Origin of the sequence: Pectobacterium sp. CHL-2024 (assembly GCF_044751765.1) — a bacterium.
Lineage (GTDB): Bacteria > Pseudomonadota > Gammaproteobacteria > Enterobacterales > Enterobacteriaceae > Pectobacterium > Pectobacterium brasiliense.
On record NZ_JBIXKO010000003.1, the window covers coordinates 70,512 to 92,954 of the forward strand.

The window sequence follows — 22,443 nt, forward strand, 5'->3', positions numbered from 1 at the left end:
CCCTCAAACTTGCTGTGGCGCGAATTAACCCCTGTCATTTAAAAACATGAATATCTGCCATTTAAAACAAGCCCATCTGACCTGTTACCAGTGTAGCAAAATCGTCGTGCAGGAAAGGAAGAATGGCATCTGCGACGGGCTGAAGCTGGCGTTCTACATAGAACTGGTAGTCCAGTGGAGAATGCCGGGTTTCCAGCGGTTCGGGGCCGTTGACGGTCATCACATAGCTGATCCAGCCGCCGTTTTGGTATTGCAGCGGTCGTCCTTGCTGGCGGTTATAGTCATCAGCGATTTTCGCGGCTCTGGCGTGGGGCGGTACGTTGCGCTGGTAATCATCGAGCCGGCGACGCAGCCGTTTACGGTAGATCAGCAGATCGTCAAAATCCCCATTCAGGGTGCGATCGACATAATCCCGCAGCCAGTCCTGATAAGGCTGCTGTTGAAAAATCAGCAGATAGAGCTGCTGTTGAAACTGCTGCGCCAGCGGTGTCCAGTCGGTGCGCACGGTTTCCAGCCCTTTAAACACCATCTTTTCGCCCTGTGGCGTGTCGATCATGCCGGCGTAGCGCTTTTTGCTGCCTTGTTCCGCGCCGCGAATCGTTGGCATCAGGAAGCGGCGAAAATGTGTTTCAAACTCCAGCTCCAGCGCGCTGGTCAACTGCTGAGTGTCTTGCAGGTGCTGTGTCCACCATTGGTTAACGTGCTGCACCAGCGCATTGCCAATCTTTGCGGCTTCTTCTTCGCTATGCGCGTGCTTCAGCCAGACAAAGGTGGAGTCGGTATCGCCATAAATCACCTGATAGCCCTGTTCCTCGATCAGCTCGCGCGTTTTGCGCATGATTTCATGGCCGCGTAGGGTGATGGAGGAGGCGAGACGCGGATCGAAGAAACGGCAGCCTGTTGCGCCCAGCACCCCGTAAAAGGCATTCATGATGATCTTTAGCGCCTGCGACAGTGGCTTATTGTTAGTACGCTTTGCCGCTTCACGCCCTTGCCAGATTTGTTCAACAATCGCCGGCAGGCAGTGCTGTTCGCGGGAGAACCACGCCCCGCGAAAGCCGGGGACGGCGTGCTGAGCGTCTGGATTCTGCGTTCCTACCGCTAGCCCAACCGGATCGATCAGGAACGTACGGATAATGGAAGGGTAGAGGCTCTTATAATCCAGTACGAGCACTGAATCATACAGGCCGGGACGTGAATCCATCACAAATCCGCCGGGGCTGGCTTCAAGTGCGACGTCACCCAGATTCGGAGCGACGTAACCCATGCGATGCATGCGCGGTAAATAAAGGTGGGAAAATGCCGCCACGGAACCGCCGCTGCGGTCGGCCGCCAGACCGGTGACGCTGGCGCGCTCTAGCAAGAAAGGCAGCAGCTCGGTTTTGTCGAAAATACGCGTGACCAGTTCGCAGTCTTGCAGGTTATAGCGTGCGAGTGCCGGTTTATCTTCAGCAAAACGGCGGTCGATTTCATCCATCCGCTGATAGGGTGTATCGATGGCTTTGCCTTCCCCCAGCAGCGACTGCGCGACGAATTCCAGACTAAACGAGGCAAAATTCCACGTCGCGGATTTGAGCGCGTCAATGCCGTCGATAATCAAACGGCCAGTGGCGCTGGCAAAAAAATGCCCCTGTTTAAAGCCGTGCTCCCGCCATTCTAACGCCTGCCCGTTGCGCCCTAGCTTGAGCGGAATATTGTAGCGCTCGGCATGTTTCTGTAAGACGCGCAGGTCAAACTGCACCAGATTCCAGCCGATGATGGCATCAGGATCGTGCTGCTGCATCCAGGTATTCAGCTTTTCCAGTAGCAACGGGCGGCTGGCGACGTACTCCAGCGTAAAATCCTCGTGCTCGGCAGGCGTGCCGTTCGGTGGGCCGAGCATGTAAACCTGACGTTGTCCGCAGCCTTCCAGCCCGATGCAGTAAAGCTCGCCGTGGCGGGTGGTCTCAATATCCAACGACACCAGTTTGAGCGTCGGGCGGTAATCAGGATTGGATTTCATGCGGGCGTCCGTCAGCAGGCTATCTGAAACGGCGTTGCCGCTAAACCACACGGGGGCGGTGATAAAGCGTTCCATCAAAAAGCGTTCCGTCGGGCGAATATCCGCTTCGTAGACCTGAACGCCGCCTTCACGCAGCAATTTTTCCAGCCGCAGCAGCTGTCGGTATTGCGGGCAATACAGCCCCAGCAGCGGCTGATGGTGGAAATCCTGCATGGCGAGTGGTTTTAACTGCCAGCGTTTCTCCTGCTGTAAGAGCGTTCTTGCGCGGGCTTCCTGCTGTGCGGGAATAAAGGCAACGGCCTGCTGTACTGGCAGACGTGCGAGCAGCGGGCCCTCATCGGTGGCCAGCCAGAATTCAACCTGCGTGCCAGCTGGTGTGTCGTTCCAGTGGCGGGTCAGTAGAAACCCCTGACGAACCTGAGTCACTAAGCGGCCTTTTATAGCGAGCGGGATAAGGAAAGATGGTAGGGATAAGTATGGTTATTTATACAGGTGATGTCCAGCGACATCACCTGTATACCCGTCATACTTCAAGCTGCTTGTGCGTTGGCTTCCCTTTCTCACCCCAGTCACTTACCTGAGTAAGCTCCTGGGGATTCGCGCCGTTGCCGCCTTCATGCAACTCGAATTATTTAGGGTATATAAAATAAGGAGAAAATGGATTACTGCTCGCTGCCAGAGGCAGAGACCACGCGGTTGCGGCCTTCTTGCTTGGCTTGATACAGGGCTTCATCTGCCAGCTTGAAGGTGCGATCGATTGGCATATTGCTGACGCCCGGTTCCCACAGGGCAACGCCTAATGAGATGGTGATATTGCCCACGACAGGAATGGTCGATTCCTGCACGCGTTGCCGCAACCGTTCAGCAATGCTGAGTGCGACGTCGAGGCTGGTTTCCGGCAGTAGAATCAAAAATTCTTCACCGCCGCTGCGGCACAGAATGTCGGCATCGCGTGAGCTGGTGCGAATAAGCTGTGAGAGATAGCGGATGACGTTGTCGCCGACATCGTGGCCGTGAGTGTCATTGATGCGCTTGAAGCGATCGATATCCAGTGCGATGACCGCAAAGCTTTTCTGTCCCATTTGCCAGTAGCGGAGCACGCTATCCAACCCACGACGATTGAGCAGTTCGGTCATGGGGTCTGAATGTGCCTCTGAACGCAGCTTACCAATTTTGCGCTGGAGTAAATCGATACCCAGAAGCATGGCCTGTTTGAGCTGTGAGGCTTCGAAATACCAGGAGTGGATATTTCTGATGTCGTCGGAGACATCGAGTGCATCCATCTTATTGGCACTGCGCGCCAGCAGCCACAGAGGCTGGGCGATGAGCCGGGCCAGCAGCCAGACGCAGAAGATGGTCAACAGCGCGAGTGGAAGTGTGTGACGCAGTACGTTCAGCATCAGGCTATCGAGAGGTTTCAGCGTAATGTCCATCGGGCGAAGCGCCACAATCTGCCACTGTGAGGTGGCTTCAACGGCGTAACCCGCCAGCATGGTTTCATCCAGATAGTTCACCATATGCTGGCTGCCATTATTTTCGTGATAGGCATCGATCTTCAGATTATTGGTTTCTGTTTTGCCAATACGCTCCATGTCACGGTGATACAGCATTGTTTTGTTCTTATCGGTGACATAAATATAAGAGCCATCACGGTAATAGTGTTTGTCTAAGAGCGTATTGAGCACGCTGGGCTGCTTAAGATAGATCGAACCACCGATAAACCCCTTATAGCGGCCATCTCGTGTGAATATCGGCGAAGATATCAGCACGATGAGGTTATTGGCGGCGGATACATAGGGCTGGCTGATAAGCGGCTGTTTTTCTTTCAAGGCTTCGAGTGCGCCTTCTGTGGTCAGGCTTCTCCCGATTAATTGGAACGTATCGGGCGATGTGGCTCTGATGATCCCTTTTTCATCTGCAATGACGACTGAGTTAAAATTGCTGGTCTGTAACCGCAGGCGCTCGGCTTCTTTAAACAGGCCGGCCTTATCATCCATTTGGGTAGCGACGATATTGGCGCTGTAGGCGAGCTGCTGCTGGGATTCTTTAAAGAAGGAATGGGTCATTGCCGCGAGTTTGGTGGCGTAAACGCGGTTGGCTTCAAGGGTGTTATCAATCAGCAGCTCTCGTTGGACTCGATAGCTGGCATAAAAACTGTTTGCCAGTGTTACCAAGGCGCTCGCCACTGCCAAGAGTAGGATAAGACGTCGTAATCCGAAATGTTTGAATAGTTTAAAAAACATAGTGGCAGTGTGGCACGGTGGCAAAAAATGACCGCTATCATAAGTGTTGATGCCCGTCGGTGCAAAAGAATTGACCATAAAACACCATTACTGAAGTGGTGCTAACGGCTTGAATTGGAAAATGATATTGCGTCTGCCTTGATAAGGGGAATAGTTGATATTTATCAGAACGTACAGGCTTTCTATACCTGCGAGCTGAGATCGCTTCAACGCAGGATAGATAAATCATGCTACATATTTTCGGTAGGATATTGCTGGGTTTCGTGCTAGTGGACGGAGATCAATATCGCCTGAGAGACGAAATCGTGTGGTAATCCGGTGTGTTGGATTTTTACATTAATCCTAATCGGATGATGAGGTGAAATCAGGAGTTGACGGCTTCTGCTATGATCCAGACAATCCTTGTTTTTATAACGTACGGGTAGATTTTATGGAAGCGTGGCTGGATCATCTGGTTACCCAATCGCTAGCGTATTCACTGATCGCCGTCATGCTGGTTGCCTTTCTCGAATCTCTGGCTCTGGTGGGGCTGCTGTTGCCGGGAACGGTGATGATGGCAACGCTGGGAGCACTGATCGGCAGCGGACAAATGGGGCTTTATCCGGCGTGGGCGGCAGGGATTATCGGTTGCCTGCTAGGGGACTGGATTTCCTATTTCATTGGCATGCGTTTTAAGGCGCCGCTGCATAACTGGTCTTTCCTGAAAAAGCATCAGGCGCTGCTGAGTAAAACCGAATATGCCCTGTATCAGCACCCGATGCCGACGATACTGATCGGGCGTTTTGTCGGCCCGACGCGTCCGCTCATCCCGATGGTGGCGGGGATGCTGGGGTTACCACCTTATAAATTTGCTGTACCGAATATCATTGGCTGCCTGCTGTGGCCGCCAGCCTATTTCTTACCGGGCATTTTGGCTGGCGTTGCGATTGATATTCCCGCGGGGACAAACAGCGCAGGATTTAAGTGGCTGTTGCTGATTACTGCCATCATGCTGTGGGGCGCAGGCTGGCTAAACTGGCGCTGGTGGCGCAGTGATAAGCGTAAACATCATGACTGGTTTAGCAGAAAGATGCCACTCAGACGTCTGCGCTGGGTCGCGCCCGTGATGTCCGTGGCGGCGGTTGCCTTGCTGATCGTACTACTACAGCACCCGCTGATGCCAGTTTACCGTCATCTGCTATGGCAGGTGTTAAACGGGTAATGTTGGGCAGGCCGGGAAAGACCCGGCCAAGCCAGTTAGCAGTAAAACTCGGCGACCTGCTCGAAAATACGCATTTCTTCACCGTGACGGCGAACCTGAAGGACGTCTTCCAGCTTTTCCACCTGACTGATCATCTGCGGTAGCCGCTGGTCATCTTTGACCAGTAGCCAGATGCGGCTTTCTTCACCGTTGGCCAGCGGCATACACAGAATGCCTTCCACGTTAAATGCCCGGCGGGCAAACAGGCCGCAAACGTGTGACATGACGCCGGGATGGTTGCGCACAGAGAGTTCTAGCGTGACCTGATTTGAAGTTGGTTGAGTTGACGAAGTTAGTTGAGTTGACATAGTCATTAATCTCCGATCATATCGATGTTCGCTGCGCCCGGTGGCACGATGGGTAACACTTTTTCATTGGCGTCAATAAGTACGTGGATCAGCGCAGGACCTGGTTGATTGAGCATCTCTTGCAGCGCGGCCTGTGGGTCGGTGGCGGCGTTCAGATCGCAAGTTGCAAAGCCAAAACCTGCGGCAATCGCGAGGAAATTCGCGCTGTAGCGGTAATCGGCCGCGAAGATGCGTTTCTGGAAAAACATATCCTGTTGCTGGTGAACCAGACCGAGCGATTGGTTGTTCATCAGGACGATTTTTACGTTGAGTCCTTCTTCTGCCGCGGTCGCCATTTCCTGAATATTCATCATCAGGCTGCCATCACCCGAGAAACACACCACGGTGCGATCCGGTTCAGCCAACGCCGCGCCAATCGCCGCAGGCAGGCCAAAGCCCATTGTCCCAAACCCGCCGGATGTCAGCCACTGGCGTGGACGACGCAGCGGATAAGACTGCGCGACCCACATCTGATGCTGGCCGACATCGGTCGTGATGATGGCATCATCCGTCAGCGCCTGCGCCGTGGCCTGAACCAGACCATAATGGCTCAATGGATCGTCAGCGCCCGGCATGCTGAACGGAAATTCCTGTTGCAGACCACGGACGGTGGTACGCCATACGTCACGCTGCTGCGGCGTAATCTGTGGCAGCAACTGATCCAGCGCCTGTGCGACATCTGCGTTGATCGCCACGTGCGGTTGGCGGATCTTGCCCAACTCGGCGGGATCGATATCGATGTGAATGATGCTGGCCTGCGGGCAAAACTGTTCCGCTTTACCAATCGCGCGATCGTCAAAACGCGCTCCCAACACAATTAACAAATCTGCCTGCTGTAAGATCAGATTGGTTGATCGTGCGGCGTGCATACCCAGCATCCCGAGCGACAGAGGGTGATCGACGGGCATGGTTCCCAGCGCCATCAGCGTCATGGTGGTTGGCAGGCTGGAGCGTTCCGCCAGTTGAACCGCTTGTTCGTGCGCGGCGCTGCTAATGATCCCACCGCCCAGATAAAGCACCGGACGCTGAGCCGCATTAATCATGGCCGCAGCACGCTCGATTTCCTGCTGGGCGATGGCGGGCGGCGTATCGAGAGGGAAGACGTCCGGCAGTTCGCTCAGTTCAATGGTCGCATTCTGAATGTCTTTTGGAATATCAATCCACACGGGGCCAGGGCGGCCCGACTGCGCGATGCGAAAGGCTTCCGGGATCACGCGCGGCAGTTCGTTGATGTCGCGAACCAGATAGTTATGTTTGGTGACGGGAATAGAGATGCCGTAGGTGTCGACTTCCTGAAACGCATCAGTACCGATCATGCTGGAAGGCACCTGACCGGTGATACACACCAGCGGGATCGAATCCAGTTTGGCATCGGCGATGGCGGTGAGCAGGTTGGTCGCCCCCGGCCCGCTGGACGCCATACAAACCGCCGCGCGTCCGCTGGCGCGCGCCATGCCTTGTGCCATAAATCCAGCGCCTTGCTCGTGGCGAGCCAGAACGTGGCGAATAGTCTTACTCTGACCCAGTGCATCATATAACGGCAGGGCCGCGCCGCCGGGAATGCCCGCTACGGTGGTGATGCCCTGCTGTTCGAGCAGCCGAACAATTAACTGAGCGCCTGTATAACGCATGTTTACATCCTTCATCAGGGCCGGTGCGGTGTCGGAGCGGGGAGGGTAAAAACAAGAAACCCCGCTCGGCTTGCGCCGGCGGGGTTTGAGAATCTTCGATTCGGAACCCGTTACGGCGCGCTGCCGACGACGACCACGACTGCCACGCGCACGACGACGACCGCGTCAACATGCGCGGTGCTTAGTAGTGCTGAAGTGGAAGAAGAATAGTGCGTCACGGGAATCCTATTTATGTTCTAGTAAATTTATTTATGGCCGAGTGTTGTGTTCGAATGAGTTATTCAATCGCCAATTCATATAAGCACAGCAGCACAAAAAGACACAATACCTACAAGGGATAAAAACTGAATATGTCGAATTGGTCACAGTATACCCGTCATACTTCGAGTTGCATGTGCGTTGGCTGCGCTCAGTCACCCGAATCACTTACTTGAGTAAGCTCATCGGGATTAAATGAGAGACATCCTGTCTCTCACCGAAGGCCAGCCGTTGGCTGGTCAAATTCGTTCCCGACGAATTTGTCCCTCACTTGCCGCGTTATTCGGCCTATGGCCTCACCCCTTCGGGGTCAGCGCAAGCGCTGTTCAAAACGCTACGTTTTGTCCTGAAACTCGAATTATTTAGGGTATATATTGGTATTTCACCGCACGATTACCGCCTGATTTTTCGCCGTATAACCGAGAGAAGCGTGACTGTTTTCACAATTGGAACAGGGTTTCAATGTTATAAATTATAAAATAATCATTGAGATAGTGGGTGGTGATAAATGGGCGTGTCCCGAGCGGTAGGGAAAGGCGTATTAAGCGGTATCTTATTGATGGCAATGGGTATCGGCACGGCGATGGCCTGTCAGGCTGGCCCTGCTAACGAATGGAAGCGGGGTATTGAACAGCAGCGTCAGGCTGATTTGGGCAATGGCTGTTATCTCAATCCGATTATTGCGGGCGATCATCCTGATCCCACGATTATCAAAGACGGGGATGACTATTACATGACGTTCTCGTCATTTGACGACATCCCCGGGCTGCTGATTTGGCATTCACGCGATTTAGTGAACTGGGAACCACTTGGCCCCGCGATCACGACGCCTGTCGATGCGATCTGGGCACCGGATTTGGTGAAGCACAACGGCAAGTATTATATCTACTTCACCACAAACCGGATTATCGACGCCAAAGGGACGAAAAAGAAAACGCTGTATGTGATTACCGCCGATGATATCCACGGCCCGTGGACGCCGCCGAAGGATACGGGCTTGAAAAACCCGGCCAGCGATCCCGGCCACATCGTGGGAGAGGATGGCAAGCGTTACATCTTTATGTCTGGTGGCAACCGCGTGCAATTAACGGACGACGGGCTGTCGACGGTCGGCGACATGGAGGTGGTCTATCAGGGATGGCAGTACCCGGAAGAGTGGGATGTGGAAAGCTTCTCGCAGGAAGGGCCTAAGATGCTGCGCCACGGCGACTACTTCTACATGGTGCTGGCGGAAGGCGGGACGGCTGGGCCACCAACCGGGCACATGGTGATTGCCGCGCGATCTAAATCGATCAACGGACCGTGGGAAAACTCGCCGCATAACCCGATTATCCGCACGCAGGATCGTTCAGAGAAGTGGTGGTCACGCGGTCATGCCACGCTGATCGACGGGCCGGATAAAAATTGGTACATGGTGTATCACGGTTATGAAAACGGCTTTATGACACTGGGGCGGCAGGCGATGCTGGAGCCAATTGTCTGGGGCGATGACGGCTGGTTTACGTCTGCCGGATTCGATACCGGCAAACCGATTCGCAAGCCGACAGGGGGCGAAGCGGTGCCTCACGGCATCGGCTGGTCTGATAGCTTTACCGACGAGAAATTTCCGGCACGCTGGCATTTCTACCGCGCCAATGCGGAAGAGCTAAAGCGGGTTACGCTTAGCGACGGCAAGTTGCACCTGAAGGCAAAAGGCACGTCGCCGAAAGATAGCGCGCCGCTGACGATGATCCCCGGCGATCAGGCTTACCAGATTGAAGTGACAGCGAACTTTGCGTCCGGTGCACAGGCTGGTTTATTGCTGTTCTACAATGCGAAGCTATATGTCGGGCTGTCGTTTAATCAGGATGGCACCGTCATGCATCGCTATGGGCTGGAAAGGGCGGAGAAGAAATTGCCACATATTACGGGCAATGAGGTGCAGATTCGGATGAAAAACGATCGCCATATCGTGACGTTCTACACCCGAACCTCGGATCAGGAACCGTGGAAAAAATACCCGGTGCAGATGGAAGTGTCCGGCTACCACCACAACGTCGCGTATGATTTCCTCAGTCTGCGGCCTGCCCTGTATGCTTCAGGCGAAGGCGAGGTGACGTTCAGCAACCTGCGCTATCAGGCGTTGCCTTAACTTCTCAATCCGAAGACGGACGTGAAATTCCCAGGATGGCGGCTGCCTCGGCGCTGCCATCCTGTAGCGCCTGAGTCGGCCCGTCATAATAAATCTGCCCGTCCACGATCAGCACCGTACGTTTTGCGATCCGCATGGCATCATCCAGATTGTGAGAGACCATCAACAGTGTGAACTCACGCTCCTGACACACGCTTTCAACCAGATCGAGCATTTCCTGACGCAGCGCCGGATCGAGCGCTGAGAACGGTTCATCCAGCAGCAGAATGGGCTGGTGACGCACCAGACAGCGTGCCAATGCCGCGCGCTGGCGCTGCCCGCCGGACACCTGCGACGGCAGACGATCCAGAAGATCCGCCAGACCGACCCGATCGGCGATCTGCCGTAGCGTTTCACGCTGTGTGGCACTCAGTCGCAGGCCGGGATGTAGCCCCAGCGCGATGTTCTGTCCGATCGTCAAATGAGGAAACAGGTTATTTTCCTGAAACAGAATCGACACCGGTCGTTTAGCGGGAGGTGTCTCGCGGTGAGATTCGCCGTTAAGTCGTAACTCCCCGCTGTCTGCCATCAGGAAACCGGCAACCAGATTCAGTAGCGTACTTTTCCCTGCGCCGCTGGGGCCGAGGATGGCGATGCGCTCGCCCGGTTTGACGTGAAAATCAAAACGCATGGGCAAGTGCTGATAAAAGTAGGTCAATTTCTCAAGCGCGATCATGACGGCCTGCCAGTTTCTCAATCAGGGTAAATAACATAAAGCACAGCAGCATTAAGAGCAGCGCCGTGACTGCGCCGTCGGCGCTGCGATAGGAACCAATTTGCTGGTACAGGTAGAACGGCAGCGTGCGGAACTGCTCATTGCCGAACAGCGCGATAACGCCGAAATCCCCGATCGACAGCACGCAGGCAAAGGCTAACGCCTGCGCCAGCGGCTGTTTCAGCGCGGCGAGTTCGATCAGCTTCAATCGCTGCCAGCCGCGAATATCCAGCGACGTGCAGAGTCGGTTGTAGCGCTCGGCAACGTCCAGCATTGGGTTTTCCAGCACTTTTATCGCGTAGGGAATCGCCATCAGCGCGTTGGTGAACACCACCAGTGCGTAAGGGGATTGCGGTAACCCGATGCTGTTATTTAGAAGCAGGAAAAAGCCGGTTGCCAGCACAATACCGGGCATGGCGAGGATAAGCATTCCGCTCAGGTTCATCAACTGCCCGTAGAGTGGCTTCTGGCGTAGCTTGAGCTCGCGGCTGCTCCAGAGCAGCATCATGGTCAGTACCAGACACAGGAGCCCTGCGCCTAAGGCGATGCGCAGTGAGGTAAACAGCGTTTGCCAGAGCACAGGCTGTTGCAGCACGGTAACCAGCGAGCGGTTTACGCCATCCACTACCACGGCCAGCAAAGGAGGGACGACCAGCAGCAGCAGTGCACCAATCAGAACGCCATCGGTGAGGCGGCTTAAAGCGCTATCTTGAGGGTTGCGCCAGGCAAGCTGCTGTGTGCTGCCGACGGGCAGAATGCGCCCCAGCCGCTGGCTCAGCAGTACCAAACCAAGACAGCAAACCATCTGGATTAACGCCAGCAGCGCCGCGCGTCCCGGATCGTAATCAAAGCTTAATGCCTGATAGATTGCCAACTCGATCGTGGTTGCCTGCGGGCCGCCGCCCAGCGACAGCACGGTGGCAAAGCTGGCGAAGCAGAGCATAAAAATCAGTGCGCCAGTGGGTAAAATCTGCCGGCGCAGGGCGGGCCATTCCAGCAGTCGGAAATGCTGCCAGCTGTTCATGCCCAGATTCGCGGCCAACTGACGCTGCTCGGTAGCGATGCCTTCTAACGACTGCAACAGCAATCGGGTTGCCAGCGGCAGATTAAAGAAGACGTGCGCCAGCAGGATGCCCTGCAACCCATAGGGCGAAAACGTGTATTTCAGGTCAAACCAGCCCAGCGCAGAGGCCAGCCAGCCTTGGCGACCGTAAACGCTGAGCAGGCCAAAAACGGCGACCAGCACGGGCAGCACCAGCGTCATCGCGCACAGGCGCAGCAGCCAGCGATGGCCGGGAAAGCGTCGCCGGTACAGCGCTCTGGCGAGAAACATGGCCGGAGCGGTAGAGAACAGTGCGGAGAGAAAGGCCTGCCAGAAGGTAAACCGAATGACATGCCAGAGATAGCTGTCATGCCATAGCGTGCGCCACTGGCTTTCGGGTGCCTGTAGCCACAGGGCACCGAAAGCCAGTGTGGCAACGGAAATTAACAGCGTGGTGGCCAGTAGCCCTGGCCACAGACGTCCGCCGATCAGTGGCTGACGGCGCGTTGCCATGCCTGAATCCACTGCGTCCTTTGGTCAGCAACTTCCTGTGCGCTGAACTGCATGGCTTTTTCCGGTACCGCGAGCGTCGCGAAACCTGCTGGCAGATCGGTTTTCACCGCCGGATACATCCAGTTTGTAGTAGGGATCGCCTGCTGGAACGTTGGGCTCAGGATGAACTGCATAAAGCGTTTTGCCAGCTCGGGATTTTTGCTGGAAGCCAACTGCCCGGCGACTTCAATTTGCAGATAGTGTCCTTCGCTGAAGGTCGCTGCCGCGTAGTTGTCTTTCTTCTCTTCAATGATGTGATAGGCCGGCGATGTGGTGTAACTCAGCACCAGATCCGCTTCCCCTTTCAGGAACAGGCCGTAGGCTTCGCTCCAGCCTTTGGTGACGGTAACGGTTTTTTTCGCCAGTTTCTGCCAGGCTTGCGGCGCATCATTGCCATACACTTTCTGCATCCACAACAGCAGCCCCAGTCCCGGCGTGCTGGTGCGTGGATCCTGATAGATCACTTTCCACGGTTCGTTGCTATCCACCAGCTCATGCAGGCTTTTCGGCGGGTTCTTCAGCGTGTTTTTGTTATACACAAACGCGAAATAGCCGTAGTCATAAGGCACGAACGTCTTATTGTTCCAGCCGCCCGGCACCGTGACGGCGCGGGTGTCCAGATTGTGTGGCGCAAACAGGCCGGTTTGTTCCGCCGCCTGCAGCAGGTTGTTGTCCAGCCCCAGAATGATATCCGCTTTGCTGTTCTTGCCTTCCATACGCAGGCGGTTCAGCAGCGAGGCACCATCTTCCAGCGCGACGAAGTTCAGCTCGCACTCGCACTCTTTTTCAAATGCGGTCTTGATGACAGGGCCTGGACCCCACTCGGAAGCAAATGAATCGTAGGTATATACGGTAAGCGCAGGCTTGGCGAACGCCGAAGCAGAGAGCAGTAGCAGGCAAGACAGGCTGGTTTTCAGCACGGTGGCTGAACGCGGTAATAATTGATTTAACACTTTGCACTCCTGAGAATCATAGGGTGGCAAAGGACTTTGAGGCAGCAATGAGCAGCACTCTCAAATCCCTTCGCCGGTATTAACCGGATCAGGTTCGACGGGTATCTTCTCAGCGAAAAATTTTCCGCACCCCGTTGAGAACGGCACATTGTAAAGGGTTAAGTCGGGCAGCGAAAGGCTCTCAGCGTTCCGGCGGTGCGAACCAGGCAGATTTAAAATCAAACCAGCCCAGCATATTCATCCTGACACCGCGCATACTGCGCTGCCCCTGAAGTTGCAGCCAATGGTGCAGCAGAGGGTGCAGTTGACCGCTGGCGATCAGCTTTTCACACCACTCTGCCATCGGCAGCGTGTGGTTACGCCACTGCTGCGCGTCCGCGTGCAGATCGTCATTCAGACAGTGCTGCGCCAGCGGGAGTTCGTAGAGCATCGCGAACAGGGAGAATTCGATCGGCAGGTAACAATTCAGGCTACCAAACCAGATATCGCTGTCGGCATTGCCTTGATACCAGTCTTCGTAGCTGACCGTCTGAATATGTAATGTGACACCGTGTTGTGCCAGCAGTGTACGCATTATCTCGCTTAATATCCGATATTCAGGGTGTGCCTGATAGAACGTGAGCGTGACGTCCGTTAGCCCTTTCGGCATGGATTGCGGTACATCGGGATGGTGATGGTGCCAGCGCGGCAGCAAACTGTAGGCGGGCGACCAGTCACGCTGGTTGCTGGTATTGGCGTGGTTGAGTAGCGAAATAGGGTTAAAGACCTGCCTGAGCCATCGCTGAACTTCCGGTCGTGATGCTAACGGCGAACGCTTATCGAACAGCAGGAAATAACCACCTTCTTCCATCCGGCTTTCCAGCTGTTCGTGACGAGAATTGTCAGACTGGAGTTGGATAGATACCGGCATTTCCTCCGGCTCGTCGGGCAGGACCCAAATATTGACCTCATCAATGAGCGCCCGATAGCCAAAATAATCATCGAAGGCGCGGATCTTTAACTGGTTGCTGTTATTGCGCACCACGGCGTAAGGGCCAGTGCCAATCGGGTGTTGGGCAAAATCGGGTAGCGTTTGCCATTCCTGCGGCAAAATCATGGCGTGCACGCTGCCTAATAACCACGGTAGCCAGTTATCCGGGCTGTTTAGCCGAATATCAATCACGAAGGGCATCGGTGATGTGATGGTTTCAAGGTGCGAAAACAGCGGCGATGCGGTGAGGCGCTTGAGGGAGGTGATGACATCCTCCATCGTGAGCTCACGACCGTGATGGAAGCGGATGGCCGGACGCAGATAAAAACGCCAGTGCAGCGGGGCCAGCATCTGCCAATGATGAGCAAGATCGGGTTTTAGTTCCCCATTTTCCTCATTTATATTGGTTAGCCCGCTAAAAATTTGCCGTGCAATGTGCATTTCCGAACGCCGCAGCGCCGAACCTGGCTGCAGGTTGCGTAAGGGGCGGTAATAGAGAATCCGCAGAATATGTTTTCCCTGCCGGAAACTGCGCCCAAGATGGGCAAGTAACATCTGGCGTACCGCTTCTTTATTACCGACCAACTGCACCAGTTGCTCAATGCGATCCTGTTCCAGCAAATCCTCGGCGCGCTGCTGCTGTAGCGCTAATCCGGTATACACAAACGATAGCTGCGAGCGTTTTCCCCTTCCGGCTTCTGCCTGCCAGATCAGCCACCCTTCCTGCTGCATCGCGTTCAGCAATGAGCGGATATGGCGGCGGGAGCAGTTCAACACCCCGGTCAACTCTTGCAGCGTGGTGTCGGTCGTTTGCCCCTGAAAGTGCTGCCACAGGCGGATGAACTGTTGTTGCAATCGAGGGGAAGACATAAAAGAGGAACTCCCTGCACTAAAGTCATCAATTTATCTTTCCCTATATTACGCCGATACTTTGCAACAAGAAAAGAGAGGAGGTGGCTGATGGCGATTTCCCGTTTGTACCAGTTCTATCAAACCTACTTATCGACCTGTAAGGCAAAGTGGTTGCGATGGATGTCTACCCAACAGCGCGTTGCACTATTGCAGCAGGCAACGCAGTGGCACCTGAACGACATGTCTGATGAAGAGTACCGTCATTGGCTTTAGGTGGTGCGAAACAATTTATTCTGAGTAAAACAATGTATTCTGAGTAATGGTGATGTTTCACCAGCCAGCGAGTTTTTCGCTGGCTTTTTTTATGGTGTTTACCTGCCGCTAGCTTTGTCTGCTGCGGGTGGTTTGCAGGGTAGTGAGGTATCAGCGGCGTTGTTTACGTGATGATTTGTTCACGTAATGGCTTGCCTGCGCTGAGTAATGCACAATAACGTGCTAATTCGTCCTGCTGGTGGGTATTGCGTATCTGTAAAGCCAGGTTAATCGTGGCAAGCACCCGGGCGTTATCGGCTAATTCTTGGGGGATTTTTTTTTGTTTGGCCAGCCAGTCGGCGACATCGCTCCATTCCCACAGCGGTGATGTACCGCGTAAGCGCTGGACCGGAGAGGGGAAATCGCCCGCACCACGTTTTCCATCTTTGAGAAGCGCGATCGCCTGACGCGACAGCGCAGACAAGGCTGCGATGTCACTGATCCCAACCCAGACTGCATCGACGGAGTGGACTTTGGCCTGGATGCTTGCGGACTCGATATCATGAATAGCACTGATAACCGCGGTAGAAAAACGGGGGCTTTCTCGATCAAATTCGAGATAGACGGCATTGCCATAGAAGCAGATCAGAGCGTCGTCGCAGCCGCTGGCAAAAAGCGCATCTTCCAGCCCAGCCGTATCTGCGGAAACGCCCGCTAGCGTGAGAGAAAAGTGATACGTTGTCATAAATTCCTCGGTAAGCCGTATAGACCTTCTATTGTTTCAACGTTATCAGGCAGCTATCGACATTGCGGCGGATCTGCTTTGCGTGATTTTCCGGGACTGATGGCGTGGACCAAATACTCATCATATGGGTACTGTGATCCGGCGTGCCACAGATAAGTCTGCCAAATGCATGCCCGTTGCTGGGATAAAAACGCCAGCCTTGCGCTAGTGCGTATTCAATAGCTGCCTGAATATGCTTATTTGGATGTTTTTTCATCGCTATATAGGGTCATGGTAAAGTCGCGTGTTGACAATTGTCAACGCTGGTGTTGGTCGAGAATGAAATATACCTGCTTATTTAGCTGACATTTAAACGGCGCGATCGGCCTGCACGCAGCTTCGCAAAAGCAAATTGAAGAGGAAGACTGGAAAGGAGGCATGCCCGCAGAGAAAGGCTCCGGGCATGCTTACAGCGGGTTATTCCACTGGTTTTAGACGGGCGACAAAGTGCCGCAGCACGGGGGGCTCATAGGTGAACGTTAACCCTTTAATATCGCTGGCCCGGGCTTTTAATGCGATAAGGGCATCTGCAATGTAGTCCATGTGGTCGTTGGTGTAGACCCGGCGTGGGATAGTTAGACGCAGTAGCTCAAGCGGTGATGCTTTCTGTTGCCCGGTGTCTGGATCGCGCCCCAGCAGAAGTGAGCCGATTTCAACGCTGCGGATACCGGCTTCCAGATACAGCGCATTGTTAAGGGCCTGCGCAGGGAATTGCTCTGGCGGAATATGAGGCAATAGCCGTGCGGCATCAACAAAGACAGCGTGTCCTCCAACGGGATACTGAATCGGAATTCCACCGGCTTTCAGGCGTTCTCCGAGATAGGCGACCTGTCCAATACGGTAGGACAGATAGTCTTCGTCCATCCCTTCTTCCAGACCGATGGCGAGCGCCTCCATATCTCGTCCAGCCAGTCCGCCATAGGTGACGAAGCCTTCCATCGGGACGCAGCGAATGCGCACCTCGTTAAACAGGTCCTCGTCGCTGCGGAAGCAGCATAATCCGCCAATATTGACCATCGGATCTTTCTTCGCGGACATCGTCAGCATGTCGCCGTATTCATACATTTCATGCACGATGGCTTTAATGGATTTATCCGCATAGCCCGTTTCGCGCTGCTTGATAAACCAGGCGTTTTCGCAGAAACGTGCCGAATCAATCACCACAGGGATCTGATGCTGCTGTGCAATATGGTAAACGGCGCGCATGTTGCTCATCGAGACGGGCTGTCCGCCTGAACTGTTGCAGGTTACCGTGGTGATAATGGCGACGACATTCTCCGCGCCATGCTGTGAAATCACGCTTTGTAACTGGTCCAGATCGAAATCGCCTTTCCAGTCATAGGCCGTGTTCGTATCAAAAGCTTTTGGTGTGACGACGTTAATGGCCCTAGCGCCATTTAGCTCGACGTGCGCAGCGGTGGTATCGAAGTGGAAGTTGGAAATGAAGATGGGCTTTTTCGCGCCGCCAGCACGCTGTTTCTTGGCTATCAGACACGGAAATAAAATCTGTTCCGCGCCGCGCCCTTGATGGGTGGGAATCGTAAACGGGTAGCCCAGCAAGGTTTCGACTTTTTCGCACAGATGATAGTAATTGCGTGACCCTGCGTAAGCTTCATCACCCATCATTAAGCCAGCCCACTGGCGGTCGCTCATCGCGCCAGTGCCAGAATCGGTCAACAGGTCGATGTAGACGTCTTCGCTACGTAGCAGGAAAGGATTGTACCCCGCCTCTGCCAGCGCTTTTTCACGTTCCGCCTGCGTTGTCATGCGGATATTTTCTACCATCTTAATGCGGAATGGTTCAGGGATGCGTTTCATGCCATAGATCTCCAGAAAAAAGAATTCCGTCGCGACACGTTATGTGACGCCGAAGTAAGGAATGCAGGAACAGGAAATGATCAGCGTGGCGCTGATTCAGGCATGAGGCGGACGAGGGAAGTCATTGGTGAGGCGATGGTCGATGTTGAACCAGGCCCGGCAATCGCCAGAGATGCTTAAACGGTAACGCTGAATAGTGCGCGCCATAGGCTCCTCTCACACATTGAGTTGAACGTTTTCAGCATAGTACGTCCGCGGGAAAATACCGTGATCGAAATGGCAACTCGGCTTACTGCTTTTTCTCGGCGTGTGACGCCTTGTGTGCTCATCGTGCGGGGTAATGTGGGGTTCTGTACTCAGGATGACGAAATAGTGAATCAGTCAGTAATATTGAATGTTAAAGCGTGTTTATTCTCAATAAAAAAGAATGACGCCGTTAATCTATTTTTTTCTCTTATAATTAATATTAATGTAAGAATAATGACTAAAATAATTCACTAATTGAGTGTAATGGTTTTTATTATGAATTGTTTTTTGGGGAAACTATTTTTGTTGAAATTATAGGTGGTTTTTTGTGATGACGCTCCTATGGATAAAATTATTTTTTATAGTCCATTGTTTTTTATCTTGCGTTTAACGCACATTGTCACAATCTTTAAATAGTCTGTAACATATAGCAGCGTTTTATTTTTTTCTTGCTTACCAGCAATTTACTTCACAGCAATTTTTTGAATAACTCGACGGATGTAAAAATGAGCGATGTTCCTTATCAGTCAATAGCGATTTACGAAAAACCAGAACCCTGGCACGCTGCACCTGGTGTGCACAATATCAAACTGACGCCCCTTTTCGTCATTGTTTTTGCTGGTGTTTTACTTCTTTTTGCCTTGGCAGTTTCCACATCGTCCTATTTTCTTAAACAGGCTGAACAATCGTTAAATAGTTCGACATTGGAATTGAATGTTCGAATGGAACTGGTTGATAGTGCTAATCATATGCGTGCAGCGCGTATGAATTTGCTCCATGCTGTGAATCACTTACGTAATGGCCTTACGGATAACTACAATGCGAGTATGAAAGCGGCAGAAGAGCGTCTGTCGCTGTCTCAGCAAATGTTTAATGGGTATCAAAATAGGTCAGTTCGCTCAGATGTTGAACTCGCCCGCGATAATGAATTAAAAGCGCGCTATGGCGATTATGTTGAACGCGGTATTAAACCCATGTTTGACATAGCGAAGAAGGGCAATGTTGAAGAACTCAATGCATTTGAGTCGACGACCCTGTCTAAATTGGATGATGAGTATGATGTGCCGTTGAAAGCGTCTTATCTTTATCGGGTTGAGATGGCAAAAAATATTAATGTGACGGCTGAAAGGAATTCCACTCTGGGCTATACGCTCATGATAGGCGCCTTTATTCTGGCGATCGTATTAACGGGCATGACGTTCTTCGTCATTCGTCGGGTCATTATTAATCCAGTGCAGTATTGGGTATCACGCATACAGGCAATTGCGCACGGAGATTTAACACGCCCGAGTGTGGATGCCGGACGGAATGAAATCGGTATTTTGGGGAACAACATCCAGCAAATGCAGGACTCGCTCTCCGAAACGGTTGGCTCGGTACGCGACAGTGCAGAGTCGATTCACAGCAGTTCGACGAAAATTGCCGTCGGTAATACGGATTTGTCTGCACGAACGGAGCAGCAGGCTGCAGCGTTGGCGGAAACGGCGGCCAGCATGGAGCAGCTCACGGCTGCCGTGAAGCAGAATACCGATAATGCGCACCATGCAAGTGTTGTGGCGACGGAGACCTCATCCAAAGCGGTGAACGGTGGCGGCATTGTTGAACAGGTTGTGGGATCTATGGCAGATATCGCCAAGAGTTCAGACAAGATTTCTGAGATTATTGCGCTCATTAACGGGATTGCATTCCAGACCAATATTCTGGCACTGAATGCGGCGGTTGAAGCCGCGAGAGCGGGCGAGCAGGGTAAAGGATTTGCGGTAGTCGCAGGAGAGGTGCGTAATCTGGCACAGCGCTCGGCTAACGCCGCAACGGAAATTGCCGCGCTGATTAAAGAATCCGAAGCCAGAGTGACTGAGGGGACGACGCTGGCATCCGAAGCGGGTAAAGCGATGGCCGAGATTGTGGCTGAAATTAATAACGTCACCCGTATCATGAATGAGATCGCGCTGGCATCTGATGAACAGAGCAGTGGTATCAATCAGGTGTCGTTAGCGATATCAGAAATGGATCGGGTCACACAACAGAACGCGACGCTGGTGCTGGAGGCTTCCTCGTCTGCTGCATCGCTTGAGCAGCAGGCCGAACGGTTGAATCTTGGCGTGTCCCGATTTCATCTGATGTAACCCGGTTGGTAAAAGACATAAAGACGAGAATGCGTCATCAATGGCCAGCGGCTTTGTCGCTGGCTTTTTTTTCGTTGTTTTTTCGAGCATGGGGATGTGAATCCGCTTCTGATAGAATCAGTGAAACAGGTCAGCTGTTTCTGGCTATAAAGAAGTACGCACATGTCGCTTCCGCCAGAGCAATTTTGTACAAACGATAAGAGGATTAACGCGTGCATAAAAAGCCGGTAGTGCAAGAGCAAACACATTTCAGACACCTGGAGGCATTAGGTGGTCTGGATATGTTGCAGGCGCAGTACTACCAGCAGCGTTTTCCTCGCCATGTGCATGATACGTATTGCATCAGTGTGATTGAGCAGGGAGCTCAGCGTTTTTATCGCTCCGGTGCAGAACATGTTGCGCCTAAAGGTGACATCATTCTGGTGAATGCGGACGATGTACACACGGGGAGTTCGGAGGTCGAAACCGGCTGGGCCTATCGCGCCATTTATCCGCATCCCGATCTTTTTCGTTCGATTAATCAAGATCTGCAACGCTCAAAGGATTCCATCCCGTGGTTTCCCGATGCGGTTGTTCACGACCCAGGGCTGTCTGATCAACTGCTCATGACGTTCAATATGCTCGCTCAGCCGGGCAATATGCTCTTGAAAGAAACGCTGTTGTTGTCGTCATTAACCTGGCTGACGATGCGCTACAGCAAGACGCGTCTGACGCCACAGATGCTGCCCGTTGCGACCCAAAATATATTGAACGTTAAAGCGTTTATGGATAGCTATCCTGAAAGAGAACTGGCTCTCGTTGAATTGGCTGCGCTGGCCGAACTCAGTGTGTGGCACTTCTTACGACAGTTTAAAGCGGTGGTGGGGATTACGCCTCACGCCTACTTGATTCAGGCACGGCTACGCAAGGCTAAGGCACTGTTGCGTAAAGGCGATGCGATCCTCGATGTTTCCGTACGGTGCGGTTTTACCGATCAGAGCCACTTCCATCGCCATTTCAAAAATTCGTTGGGGCTGACGCCGGGCGAGTTTGCTAAAGGCAATCTGTAGTTATACTCGCCCCCTATTCTGGGGCGCAGCAAATTCATCCAATACTCTTAAAAAACGTTTTGTTAGTTTTCCGCTATCGATATTTTTATGGTAGTGCAATGTGATATGGAAAACACCGTAGCCCGTTCATCGTCTGAATCAAAAAACACTGTTAGTCCGTGGAAGCATTTTATGACGGGGGTAGTTGAAATGCTTCCGCTCTGTTTGTCCGTGGTGCCCTGGGGAATTTTAGCTGGCTCTATGGCTATCCAGTCGGGATTATCCGTTGGGCAAAGTATCGGGATGTCCGCGATTATTTTCGCGGGGGCGGCGCAGCTTGTCTCGCTCGGGTTGCTCATGTCCGGGGCGAATGTCGCGACGCTATTAATCTCCGTTTTTTTTATCACCGCGCAGCACCTGATATATGGCCTGACGTTACGTGAATACGTTTCAACGTTGAAATTGAGAAAGCGCCTTCCTATCGGTTTTTTATTATCAGACGAGCTTTTTGCACTCAGTGAAAAGAAAGACAGAAAGAACAACGTTAGTACCAGCTATTTAATTGGTGCGGGTTTCACCTTTTATATTTTTTGGAATATCTTCAGTATTCTTGGCGTGGTCATGGCGTCATCTGTGCCCGATTTGGATAAGTATCATCTTGATTATTCTATCGTTGCCACGTTTATCACCATTGTTGTGCCGATGATAAAGAAAATCAGCACCTTTTCTGGCGTCCTGTTTTCTCTGTTGTTGTCGATGCTGTTGACCTATTTCAAGGTAGAAGGTGCCATTGCTATTGCTGGCGTCGGCGGTATGTTTTTCTCTGTGTTCATTGCGTCTGTGCTTAAGGAAGAAAAATGAGCTGGTTATTGATATTCGTTTTGGCAGGGATCGTGTTTTTTAATCGCTATATTTTTCTTGAGCCCGCCGTACCGGTAAAAATTCCGGTTTTACTCCATCGTGCATTAAAGTATTCAGCACCTTGTTTACTCACTGCGATTTGTGGACCGATTATTTTAATGGACCACGGCGTGATTCGCGCCTTTCCTGATAACCCGTATTTTCTCGGCGCGATAGTGAGTGTCGTAATTTCATTCTTTATCAGAAATATTGTGGGCGCGGTGCTCTTGAGTATGCTGGCTTTTTATCTGATAGCCTCGCTGCTGTAATCCACCCATTCTTCCAAAAGAAAAAGCCCGCAGGGGAAGTGTGCG

At 52.8% G+C, this 22,443-nt stretch carries 19 protein-coding genes and 1 riboswitch; of the genes, 7 read left to right on the forward strand and 12 right to left on the reverse strand.

Annotated features, from left to right (window positions below):
• Positions 1-61: 61 nt before the first annotated feature.
• Both ACIPUG_RS07070 and ACIPUG_RS07075 read right to left on the reverse strand, forming a co-directional pair.
• Positions 62-2,428, reverse strand: a complete 2,367-nt coding sequence (locus ACIPUG_RS07070; protein WP_400337983.1) for a DNA polymerase II — start codon at positions 2,426-2,428, stop codon at positions 62-64.
• A 236-nt stretch (positions 2,429-2,664) separates the two neighbouring features.
• Positions 2,665-4,245, reverse strand: a complete 1,581-nt coding sequence (locus tag ACIPUG_RS07075; RefSeq protein WP_100018549.1) for a sensor domain-containing diguanylate cyclase — start codon at positions 4,243-4,245, stop codon at positions 2,665-2,667.
• A gap of 430 nt (positions 4,246-4,675) precedes the next feature.
• On the opposite strand from ACIPUG_RS07075, the gene ACIPUG_RS07080 reads away from it, so the two are divergent.
• Positions 4,676-5,446, forward strand: a complete 771-nt coding sequence (locus tag ACIPUG_RS07080; RefSeq protein WP_014916681.1) for a DedA family protein — start codon at positions 4,676-4,678, stop codon at positions 5,444-5,446.
• A gap of 35 nt (positions 5,447-5,481) precedes the next feature.
• Here the strand turns inward: ACIPUG_RS07080 and ilvN are convergent, their stop codons facing one another.
• Positions 5,482-5,793, reverse strand: coding sequence for an acetolactate synthase small subunit (gene ilvN / locus ACIPUG_RS07085; RefSeq protein ID WP_039517747.1), 312 nt, complete (start codon positions 5,791-5,793; stop codon positions 5,482-5,484).
• A gap of 5 nt (positions 5,794-5,798) precedes the next feature.
• Positions 5,799-7,463 (reverse strand): acetolactate synthase large subunit, encoded by a 1,665-nt coding sequence (ilvB, locus tag ACIPUG_RS07090; RefSeq protein WP_205559663.1) that lies wholly within the window; start codon positions 7,461-7,463, stop codon positions 5,799-5,801.
• A 766-nt stretch (positions 7,464-8,229) separates the two neighbouring features.
• On the opposite strand from ilvB, the gene ACIPUG_RS07095 reads away from it, so the two are divergent.
• Entirely contained in the window at positions 8,230-9,852 is a 1,623-nt protein-coding gene (locus ACIPUG_RS07095) for a family 43 glycosylhydrolase (RefSeq protein ID WP_400337985.1), read from the forward strand.
• A 4-nt stretch (positions 9,853-9,856) separates the two neighbouring features.
• Here the strand turns inward: ACIPUG_RS07095 and thiQ are convergent, their stop codons facing one another.
• The 4 genes from thiQ to sgrR form a co-directional block, all read right to left on the reverse strand.
• Positions 9,857-10,567 carry a thiamine ABC transporter ATP-binding protein ThiQ gene (thiQ, locus tag ACIPUG_RS07100; protein WP_039555367.1) on the reverse strand — a complete coding sequence of 237 codons (711 nt, stop codon included), beginning with the start codon at positions 10,565-10,567 and terminating at the stop codon, positions 9,857-9,859.
• On the reverse strand, positions 10,554-12,161 hold the full coding sequence (gene thiP, locus ACIPUG_RS07105; RefSeq protein ID WP_205559661.1) for a thiamine/thiamine pyrophosphate ABC transporter permease ThiP: 1,608 nt from the start codon (positions 12,159-12,161) through the stop codon (positions 10,554-10,556). Before thiP ends, thiQ begins: the two co-directional genes overlap by 14 nt.
• A complete protein-coding gene (gene thiB / locus ACIPUG_RS07110) occupies positions 12,137-13,120 on the reverse strand; it encodes a thiamine ABC transporter substrate binding subunit (protein ID WP_165576223.1) in 984 nt (327 codons plus the stop codon). The genes thiP and thiB overlap by 25 nt, the downstream gene beginning before the upstream one ends.
• A gap of 80 nt (positions 13,121-13,200) precedes the next feature.
• A riboswitch (TPP riboswitch) is annotated at positions 13,201-13,297 on the reverse strand.
• Positions 13,298-13,334: 37 nt separating this feature from the next.
• Positions 13,335-14,993, reverse strand: coding sequence for an HTH-type transcriptional regulator SgrR (gene sgrR / locus ACIPUG_RS07115; RefSeq protein WP_400337987.1), 1,659 nt, complete (start codon positions 14,991-14,993; stop codon positions 13,335-13,337).
• 90 nt (positions 14,994-15,083) lie between these two features.
• Between sgrR and sgrT the strand changes: the two genes are divergently transcribed.
• Entirely contained in the window at positions 15,084-15,248 is a 165-nt protein-coding gene (sgrT, locus tag ACIPUG_RS07120) for a glucose uptake inhibitor SgrT (protein WP_039501505.1), read from the forward strand.
• A gap of 163 nt (positions 15,249-15,411) precedes the next feature.
• Here the strand turns inward: sgrT and ACIPUG_RS07125 are convergent, their stop codons facing one another.
• From ACIPUG_RS07125 to tnaC, 4 genes are all read right to left on the reverse strand, one after another.
• Entirely contained in the window at positions 15,412-15,972 is a 561-nt protein-coding gene (locus ACIPUG_RS07125; protein WP_400337989.1) for a helix-turn-helix transcriptional regulator, read from the reverse strand.
• Between the two features lie 28 nt (positions 15,973-16,000).
• Positions 16,001-16,228, reverse strand: coding sequence for a hypothetical protein (locus ACIPUG_RS07130; protein WP_014916669.1), 228 nt, complete (start codon positions 16,226-16,228; stop codon positions 16,001-16,003).
• Between the two features lie 200 nt (positions 16,229-16,428).
• Entirely contained in the window at positions 16,429-17,829 is a 1,401-nt protein-coding gene (gene tnaA / locus ACIPUG_RS07135) for a tryptophanase (protein WP_400337991.1), read from the reverse strand.
• Positions 17,830-17,925: 96 nt separating this feature from the next.
• Positions 17,926-18,036, reverse strand: a complete 111-nt coding sequence (gene tnaC, locus ACIPUG_RS07140) for a tryptophanase leader peptide (RefSeq protein ID WP_072010003.1) — start codon at positions 18,034-18,036, stop codon at positions 17,926-17,928.
• 545 nt (positions 18,037-18,581) lie between these two features.
• Here tnaC and ACIPUG_RS07145 point away from each other — a divergent pair.
• The 4 genes from ACIPUG_RS07145 (at position 18,582) to ACIPUG_RS07160 (ending at position 22,398) form a co-directional block, all read left to right on the forward strand.
• Positions 18,582-20,201, forward strand: coding sequence for a methyl-accepting chemotaxis protein (locus ACIPUG_RS07145; protein WP_400337993.1), 1,620 nt, complete (start codon positions 18,582-18,584; stop codon positions 20,199-20,201).
• 212 nt (positions 20,202-20,413) lie between these two features.
• A complete protein-coding gene (locus ACIPUG_RS07150; protein ID WP_014916665.1) occupies positions 20,414-21,250 on the forward strand; it encodes an AraC family transcriptional regulator in 837 nt (278 codons plus the stop codon).
• Positions 21,251-21,355: 105 nt separating this feature from the next.
• Complete coding sequence (locus ACIPUG_RS07155) at positions 21,356-22,090, forward strand: AzlC family ABC transporter permease (protein ID WP_205533871.1); 735 nt, start codon at positions 21,356-21,358, stop codon at positions 22,088-22,090.
• Positions 22,087-22,398 carry an AzlD domain-containing protein gene (locus tag ACIPUG_RS07160; protein WP_039465790.1) on the forward strand — a complete coding sequence of 104 codons (312 nt, stop codon included), beginning with the start codon at positions 22,087-22,089 and terminating at the stop codon, positions 22,396-22,398. The genes ACIPUG_RS07155 and ACIPUG_RS07160 overlap by 4 nt, the downstream gene beginning before the upstream one ends.
• Positions 22,399-22,443 lie beyond the last annotated feature (45 nt).